This window comes from uncultured Eubacterium sp., from assembly GCF_934525195.1.
Classification (GTDB): domain Bacteria; phylum Bacillota; class Clostridia; order Oscillospirales; family Acutalibacteraceae; genus Eubacterium_R.
The window spans coordinates 1-6,377 of the sequence record NZ_CAKSZA010000011.1 but is presented as its reverse complement, the minus strand read 5'-3'; the positions used below and the strand labels follow the sequence as shown (position 1 = coordinate 6,377).

Genomic DNA, 6,377 nt, shown 5'->3' with positions numbered 1-6,377 from the left:
TCATAGTCGGTGTTTATTACGCTGAGGGTCCACCCGTTCCCATACCGAACACGGTAGTTAAGCTCACGCGTGCCGAAGATAGTTGGAGGGCAGCCTCCTGTGAAAATAGGTCGACGCCGACATTAAAAAAAGACACTCTTTCGAGTGTCTTTTTTTATGTCCACTTCCACTTTATGCTTGAATTATATCTGTACAGTCTTTAGGCGAACACAGTTCGTCCCTACGATTATTTTGTAGACAAGCTTTCTTTATGTGAAAATTATTCACATCCTTTTTTCGACAAATTTCTTCTATAAATTGTGTTTTATCTTAACCCATTGGTTTGTTTTAACCTATCAGATTATTCTTAACCCCTCAGTCGTGCAAGCACGACAGCTTTACTGCGTAGACGCCCCCTTTTGTCTGCGTTGCAGACATTTCCCCCGATTAACGGGGGAATCACCTTGTAACAAGGTGAGCCTGATATTCTCCCTCATTTGCAACAAGAGGATTATCATAAAAAAACAGCTCCCATTGGGAGCTGTTTTTGTTTAATCAATAGATTGAGTTTTCGTCCTCGTCGCCATCTACAATCGTACCGTTTGTATAACCCGAATCTGTTATCGTGTTTGAGGTTGTAATTACATCTGAATTCAAAAACTTTACGATTTCGATTTTTGGCTCTTCAAATTTTTTCATAATTACCCCTCCTTATAAAGTACTAATTGCTTGCTCAACGTGATCCGAATAAATTGTTACATATTGATCCGATGTTTTATATGTCAAATAAGCACGGCAAATTATTTTTTCAACTTTCGTATCTTTCTTGTATCTAACAGTAACAGAATATTCGTTATAATCATTCTGCACATTGCTTTGTACTTGCTTTATGGTTTTGCCGTTGTTGATTTCGAGTCCCCACTCAACAGCGGTGCAACCCGCAGGAAGATAGAACTTGCAGTTGTATGCTGCTAATTTTCTTCCTTCACCGTCTGTATCTCCAAAGTTACCTGTAATGCCGATTTTTGCTTTTGCTTCAGTTTCAGAAACTTCTACAACGTAAATATCATCGGTTCTTGGAGCATGGAAACTGTCACGGTCAAGATAAGTGATAATATTCTTACCATCAGCATCTTTTGCAAGAGCATATTTCTTGGTTGAATCATATCCGTCAAGCTTTACAAGTTCGTCATAATAATATGATAATTCATTATTATTAAAATGAACACGGCAATTTTGTGTACCTACTATATAAATTGCACGAACTTCAATGTCTTTGCCTGTGCCTATTACATTTTCTGTTGACCATGAATTATTAAATGTATAGAATGGAATCTTAGGTGCTTTAGGAAATTCGGATTTAGCAAGTGTTTTGTCCTTTTCAACATACTTGATATCAATTATATTACCGCCCGGTCCGATAAAGGTAACTTTTGAATATTCGGCTGTCGAAACTTGTTTGGTTGTTACGTAAACATCAACATACAAATCTCTTGTTGCAACAAGAGAGAAATTTTTTTCATTTGTACCGACTCTTGTATATGCATGATTTATCTCATCTTTTACAGTCCACGCCTTGATGCTTTCGCCATCGAGGAGAGTATAATCGTAATTGACAGTGTCGCCGTAAGTATAGGATTGTTGTTTTTCGCTTTCAGTTTCTTCTTTATCATTCTTGAAAACACGATATGTGATTGTAATACTTTTTTTGCGAAGCATACTTTGCGCAGTAATAAGCTGAGCGGTCAAGTCGTCAAGCGCTTTTTGATCTTCAACCGTTTTGGCTTTTTCGATTACATCATCATATATTTTCTTGAATTCTGTATACGAATTGATATCATATTCATTATTTGCGGTCTGATTTTTAATGATAATATCGCATTGCTCTTTTTGCGCTATATAGGCTGTGGAATCCAAATTGATTTTTTTTGCCAAGTTATAATTTTCTACAACAGTCTTGACTGCGCTTGCAGCAGTAACAACATCATTTTCAGTTGTTACTTTAGTGAGATAAGGAGTGATGTCAAAATTAATAATGTCACAAACAGCCTTGTAATAATTGTTTAAAGCTTTTTGTGTATAATTTGACTCGTTTGATTTTACGGCATTATAATCCTTTTCAAGACTGCCAAGAATATCTTTGTATGGCTTCATATTAAGAACATACATATTAGCGCTTAATGGCAATTCTTTAGTTTCAGGAGTATTAGTATTTTTATTACTTTCATATTGTAACACAAACTGAAATTTTTTAGGCAGCTTTTCGTAGTAGCTGTCAGTGTTTCCGTCACCTGTATATTTTATATAATTTCTCCAACTCTTTTTTTCTTGTGAGTTAAAAGAGGCTTTAGGGTTTTTACGGTTGCCGTCAGACTTACTTGAAAATTCCTGTGCGTCATTATAATAATTTAAATTATTTTCACCAATACATCTGTCCCAATATTCGTTACCAAATTGAAAATTTGATTGAGCTTCCGGAAGGCTGATGTTTTTAATATAAAGATTAAATCGAGGCCCGTTATCATTTTTATTACTATAAAGATTAGCCGTAATCGGAAAACGAATATCATTATTTTCGCCCGTATAAACTGCAACCGCTTCTTTCAATCCGATTAAAGAAAACTTAATATAATTATTAGAATTATATTCTGAATAAATATAATAATTATCTTCTTTACTGGAATCAGTGTTTGGGTATATCCAACTTTTATGTTTAACAATGCCCTTATGAAATTCAGTAGGGACTTTACTTAAATTTGGTTCAGCCGGGAGTTTTACAGAAGCTTCAGCAATATTTTCATCAATATACGCCTTTAACTTCTCGTTAGTCATTTCGTCAGTTGTACTGCCCTCTGTTGCAGAAGCGGTGTCCTCGGCAAGTGCCATGTACGGAAATAAAGAAATCATCATTATTACCGCAATAAAAATGGCAAAAGTCTTTTTGAAAATTTTTGTCATAAATGTTCCTCAATAAAAATATTTTCTTTTAACAAGGCATAAAATGCCCAAAATTAAAAGACGGCTTATTTTAACATAAACCATCTTTCACTTCAAGGAAAAAATATTTTTTTATCGTAGAATTATGCACTTAATTTGGGAAAATTACTGTTAATTTTGACGATAAAAGACTTAATTGCGATATTTATCCATACATTCAGCATTTGCACGACCTTTCCTTGCAATAAGCAGAGCCTTGTTTTCCGCCTCCCCTTGAAGCAAGGGGAGGTGCCGAGTGCAACGAGGCGGTGGGGTTTTACTTCTTGCCCCTCAATTTCTTTTAACTCCTCAGTCGTGCATAAAGCACGACAGCTCCCCTAACCATTAGGGGAGCCTAAATATACGCTATTCCTTGCAACAAGGAGAGCCTGATTCATTAAAAAGTCGTTAGAATTTTTGCATAATTTCGTCTGCAAGTTCTTTAAGTTCCGAAACATATGCCTCGGTCAATCTTGTTTTGATAGTCACGGTTTTGTCAACAAGTGTGATGTTTGCCATTTTTTCAAAATGTGCTTTCATCGCCTTAATTGCGCTTGGTGCCCACGAAGCATTTTCAACAAGAGCAACGGTTCTGTTTTGGAACGCCTTATGCGCAAGGCGGTTGAGATAATCCTCCATCGGTGTGAACACGCCCGCATCGTATGACGAAGCCATACAAACAAGCACGCTGTGGCGGAATCCGTCCTCAACAGCTTCCGCAAGGTCATCACGAGTAAGGTCGGCAATAGCAACTCTTGGGCAACCCTTTTCTTCAAGAATTTCTTTCAACTTTTGGGCAGCCATCCATGTGTTGCCGTGGATTGAAGCACAGGCAATGAACACGCCCTCATTTTCAGGCTCGTATGCCGACCACTTTTTGTAAAGCTCAACAACTTCGGGGATAGTGTCCGTAAGCACAGGACCGTGAAGCGGACAAATCGTTTGAATGTCAAGCTTTTCTGCCTTAGCGAGCAAGGTTTGAACAGGCTTGCCGTATTTGCCGACAATGTTAAAATAATATCTTCTTGCTTCGCAATTCCAAGCCTCATCAGCGTCAACCGTGCCGAATTTGCCAAACGCATCGGCAGAGAACAAAATCTTTTCGCTACTTTCATACGAAACCATAACTTCCGGCCAATGAACCATAGGAGCCATGGCAAATGTAAGTGTATGCGAACCGAGTTCGAGAGTGTCGCCCTCTTTGACGGCGATAACTCTTGACGGGTCAACATCGCAGAATTGTGGCAACATTCTGAGTGCAACAGCCGACATAATAAGCTTCATTTCGGGATATTTATCCGCAATTGCCTGAATGCCAAAGCTATGGTCAGGCTCAAGGTGCTGAACAACGAGATAGTCAGGCTTTCTGTCGCCCAACGCTTCGCTCAAATATTCCTGCCATCTGTCAACGGCAATTTTGTCCACCGTGTCCATAACAGCAACTTTTTCGTCAAAAATGACATAAGAATTATATGCCATTCCCTTTTCGAGCTTATACTGACCCTCAAAAAGGTCAATATCGTAATCATTTACGCCGATATATTTTACACTATCACTGATTTTAATCATAGTTTTTCCTTTCAAATATAAATAATAAACCAACTATTTTTAACCACGCTTACCGTAGGGGCGAACTTTGTTCGCCTCAGCTTGTCGAAAAAGTATTTTTGTCAAGCTGTAGGCTGTTGAGAAAGCTTCTGAATTTCGTTTTCTTGCGAAGGAAGATGTACGATGGTACCTCGACTGAGCAAAAAACGAAAAACGCCAAAAATGCTGTAAGTTTGATACTTACGGCATTTTTAAAACCCCACCGGCAACACTTCGTGTTGCCACCTTTACTGCGTAGACGCCCCCTTTTGTCTGCGTTGCAGACATTTCCCCCGATTAACGGGGGAATCACCTTTTAAAAAACGGGAGGCATAATTCGGTTGATTATATTTTGGCGTGGTTCAGGGGCTTTATCGACAGTCTGGGGCGAACTTTGTTCGCCTAATCAATACCTCAATGCTATATACATATTATATATATCATCTTCGGCAAGTTCAATCGGATTTCGTTTCATAAGCATTGACATACTCTTTTTTGTCAATTCGTCAATTTGCTCATCGGTTGTGCATCCGATTTCTTCAAGAGTCGAACGCATACCCATTCGCTTTTTCATAGCGGAAATTTCGTCTGCCATAGCCTGTGGTGACTCAAATCCGCAATCCCTTGCAAACGCAGAAATTCTGCCGTCGGCATCGGCGTGTTCGGCATTGAACTTCACAAAATAATCAAGAGTGAACGCACAAGCCTCGCCGTGAGGCACGCCATAGATATTGGTCAGCGGAAAAGAGCAAGCGTGAGAGCCTGTTGTTCTCGGATGGCTGAACGCAACACCCGCAACAATAGAAGCCTCCGCCATTTTTTCTCTTGCTTCCAAATCGTCAGGATGATTGTACACACGCTCCAAATATTTAAAAACAAGTCGAGCGGAATAGATTGAACACGCAGAACAAATCGGCTGATTGAGGGTTGCCCAATAGCTTTCGATTGCATGGGACAAGACATCAAGCCCTGTCGAAGCCGTAACCTGTGGCGGCACGGTGAGTGTCAACACAGGGTCGATGACCGCAATTTTCGGATACATCGCCGGGTCGTTCATCGGTTGTTTCAAATTTTTCGCCGTGTCGGTCAACACAGAAATATTTGTGACCTCGCTCGCAGTTCCCGAAGTTGTGGCAACGGCAATCATAGGTATTGCTTCTGCCGAACTGACAGGTTTTCCGCCGCTGTGATACGGTTCGATTGAGTCATCGCCCTTTGCGATTGCGCAAGCCGCCTTGCAGCAATCCATAGGTGAGCCGCCACCGAGAGCCACGGCAAAATCTGCGTCAACATTTCGCATAACCGCAACGCAAGCGTTAACATTGTCCGTAGTAGGGTTAGGCCTTATGTCGGAAAAAACCGCCTTAATTCTGCCGTTTGCAAGCGAAACAAATTCATCGGCAAGTCCGTTTTTTGCAAATGAACGAGAGCAAACAAGCACTCCGACCCGACCGCCGATTTCATCAATAAATGCAGACAATTCCTTATGCCTACCAACGCCAAACGCAAGTTTTACAGGCAAATTAAAATCCCAATTCAAAAAAATCACCTCACGAAAAGTAATAATATTTCTTAAACATTTTACCACAAACCGATAGCAAATAAAATATATTTCATAAAAAATTAAAAAAATTGAAAATAATCCTTGACATATGCTTATTTTTATAGTATAATTTCAAAGCATTAGGAAATCAAGCAGTAACACTCCTTCGGGAGTTTTACATATAACAAACAATGAGCACCGTTCATTAATATACTTCGAGGTGTAACTCAGTTTGGCTAGAGTGCCTGCTTTGGGTGACGAAAGCGACCGCTGCCGGTGGCAGATTAAGGGA

General features: G+C 39.7%; 4 protein-coding genes and 1 rRNA gene. 1 reads left to right on the top strand and 4 read right to left on the bottom strand.

The genetic code is table 11. The annotated features are described in order from the left end of the window. The first annotated feature begins 5 nt into the window (after positions 1 to 5). Positions 6 to 122 (top strand): 5S ribosomal RNA (gene rrf, locus Q0E03_RS09020). 412 nt (positions 123 to 534) lie between these two features. Here the strand turns inward: rrf and Q0E03_RS09015 are convergent. The 4 genes from Q0E03_RS09015 to Q0E03_RS09000 all read right to left on the bottom strand — a co-directional run bounded on the left by Q0E03_RS09015 (position 535) and on the right by Q0E03_RS09000 (position 6,082). Next, the gene (locus Q0E03_RS09015) at positions 535 to 678 is read right to left on the bottom strand and encodes a hypothetical protein (RefSeq protein WP_297131928.1); all 144 of its coding nucleotides are present in this window, start codon (positions 676 to 678) and stop codon (positions 535 to 537) included. 12 nt (positions 679 to 690) lie between these two features. Continuing rightward, a complete protein-coding gene (locus tag Q0E03_RS09010) occupies positions 691 to 2,889 on the bottom strand; it encodes a hypothetical protein (protein ID WP_297131925.1) in 2,199 nt (732 codons plus the stop codon). A 474-nt stretch (positions 2,890 to 3,363) separates the two neighbouring features. Continuing rightward, positions 3,364 to 4,524 (bottom strand): FprA family A-type flavoprotein, encoded by a 1,161-nt coding sequence (locus Q0E03_RS09005; protein WP_297131922.1) that lies wholly within the window; start codon positions 4,522 to 4,524, stop codon positions 3,364 to 3,366. Positions 4,525 to 4,948: 424 nt separating this feature from the next. Beyond that, on the bottom strand, positions 4,949 to 6,082 hold the full coding sequence (locus tag Q0E03_RS09000) for an iron-containing alcohol dehydrogenase family protein (RefSeq protein WP_297131919.1): 1,134 nt from the start codon (positions 6,080 to 6,082) through the stop codon (positions 4,949 to 4,951). Positions 6,083 to 6,377: the final 295 nt, after the last annotated feature.